The following is a 1,923-nucleotide window of genomic DNA, read 5'->3' as shown; positions in this document are numbered from 1 at the left end:
CTAAGATTCCGCCGCCTTGATGACCGGGGTAGATAGCCTTAGCGATCGCACCAGCAATTAGACCTAAAACAATCCAAGCAAGAATATTCATTGTTTTAATTCGATAGACGTTTTTGACTTACAAATAAACAATAGCAATCCCAACATGGGCAAGCGCTTTTGAAGGAGTCAACAAACTTTTTTTAGTACGTCCGCCTGCACTTGCCAATGTGAAGAGGCAAATTGCCCCGGCGCTGAATGCTGCAAAACTTGCAGGTGTTGAGCATATCGTTTTTGTTTCACTTTTAGGAGCCGAGCGCAACCGATTTGTACCGCACGCCAAGATTGAGCGCTACATCGAGCAATTGGGCATTCCTGCCACGTTTTTACGCGCTAGCTTTTTTATGCAAAATCTTAACACCGTACACCGAGAGGATATCAAAACCCGTGGCGAATTGTTTATGCCAGCGGGGAATGGTAAAACCAGTTTTATTGATGTGCGTGATATTGCTGCTGTTGCGGTACGTGCTTTGGTTGAAGATGGGCATTTGGGAAAAGCTTATGCGCTCACGGGTAGGGAAGCCTTGACTTACTATGAAGTAGCAGAAATTTTTACAGAAGTTTTGGGCAAACCAATTCGCTATACTAATCCCTCATTGTTGAAGTTTATTTGGCAAATGCGCGATCGCGGGCTGTCGTTGGACTTCATTTTGGTAATGGCAGCAATTTATACAACCGCTCGTTTAGGATTGGCAGGTGGCATTACACCAGATGTAGAGCAATTACTCGGTCGTCCGCAACTGACGATCTGGCAATATGTTGAGGATTATCGAAAGTTTTGGTTGTGAGAATATGGAATGATCGCTCTTTATCGGCATCACTTTTTACCAATCAAATCCCGCTTCACAGCAAGAGCATATCACCCGCCGCAAATACTTCACTCGTTCTTGTGCATTAAGCGATGCCTGCGGCGGTAAACTACGCCCCCCCAGTCCTCTAAGAAAATGCCCTACCCAAACGGTTGCCCCCAACGCTCCCAGTTCTCCTTATTAAATGGACTGCACCACTTCAAAATCAAACTCAATTCCAATTCTTGCCGTGGTTTTCTCTCAACCGGAGCATCCCACCAAAAAGCGATGTTGACTGCTGTTAGCAACCCATAGCGATAATGCAAGTCTTGGTAACTAGCAATGTAATCCTTGCAGGCGTGAATCCCTTTCCAGCGTTTATTACTTCTGCAAGTTTCCCCCACATACAAAATTAAGCCAGCCGCCGAGTCAACAACAAAGTAAAGACACGTATCGCCGGAGCTATCAGCATTATTTAGTTTTAATTCTCGCTTGATAGCAAACATAACCAAACTTCTCTATACTTCTTCAGAAGAAACGCCAATTAATCCTCCAAATTCTGCAACTTTCCACATAAACTTCTCTAAATTGAATCATCCATCCAGCCGCACTTACAATCCCAATGCACCCTTGAGGTGTAGCCCCGGTCAAATTCACTACCACACTGTGGACATCTAGCAGTAAACATCGGATGCCAATCAAGTAACTCCAGCTTTTGCTGTTGCGTCCACCGCTGTTGTGGTTGCACAATTAACTCGCCGTTATAATAAGTTGCGCCTTCTGGTTGCCATAACTCCTCCGGTTCAAGGTTAGGGTCTTCTCGAAAGTCCAAGCAGCTGTCGCCGTCTACCCCATCAAGATGGACAGCACAGACGAGGTAAGGGTTATGGGCATATAGGAGACAGTGTCACTGGAAGGATAACTTTTCCGTCACGGAAGGCTTATGCTTCTAATACACCTCAGAAAAGTTATAGCGGTTTTCAGTTGAGTGAGAGACAATCAAATGTACTATAAAGAGAAAATGAGTCAAAATTGTCAGCAATGAAACCATACTCTATAGATTTGCGGCGGAAAATTACGGAAACCTATGAACGGG

The 1,923-nt window shown here is 44.7% G+C and carries 4 protein-coding genes; 1 reads left to right on the top strand and 3 read right to left on the bottom strand.

What is annotated here, in order from left to right; genetic code table 11:
* Positions 1 to 91: GlsB/YeaQ/YmgE family stress response membrane protein (locus tag CDG79_RS40320; RefSeq protein WP_442946287.1), on the bottom strand; the 91-nt coding region annotated here is incomplete at its 3' end.
* 40 nt (positions 92 to 131) lie between these two features.
* On the opposite strand from CDG79_RS40320, the gene CDG79_RS40315 reads away from it, so the two are divergent.
* Positions 132 to 827, top strand: coding sequence for an SDR family oxidoreductase (locus tag CDG79_RS40315; protein ID WP_094347019.1), 696 nt, complete (start codon positions 132 to 134; stop codon positions 825 to 827).
* A gap of 161 nt (positions 828 to 988) precedes the next feature.
* Here the strand turns inward: CDG79_RS40315 and CDG79_RS40310 are convergent, their stop codons facing one another.
* Positions 989 to 1,333, bottom strand: a complete 345-nt coding sequence (locus CDG79_RS40310; RefSeq protein WP_317616652.1) for a hypothetical protein — start codon at positions 1,331 to 1,333, stop codon at positions 989 to 991.
* A 77-nt stretch (positions 1,334 to 1,410) separates the two neighbouring features.
* A complete protein-coding gene (locus CDG79_RS40305; RefSeq protein WP_317616651.1) occupies positions 1,411 to 1,659 on the bottom strand; it encodes a hypothetical protein in 249 nt (82 codons plus the stop codon).
* Between the last annotated feature and the right edge of the window lie 264 nt (positions 1,660 to 1,923).

The organism is Nostoc sp. 'Peltigera membranacea cyanobiont' 232, assembly GCF_002245985.1.
In the GTDB taxonomy this organism is placed as follows: Bacteria; Cyanobacteriota; Cyanobacteriia; order Cyanobacteriales; family Nostocaceae; genus Nostoc.
Note: the sequence above shows the minus strand (reverse complement) of the source record. Positions and strands in the feature narration are given on the sequence as shown.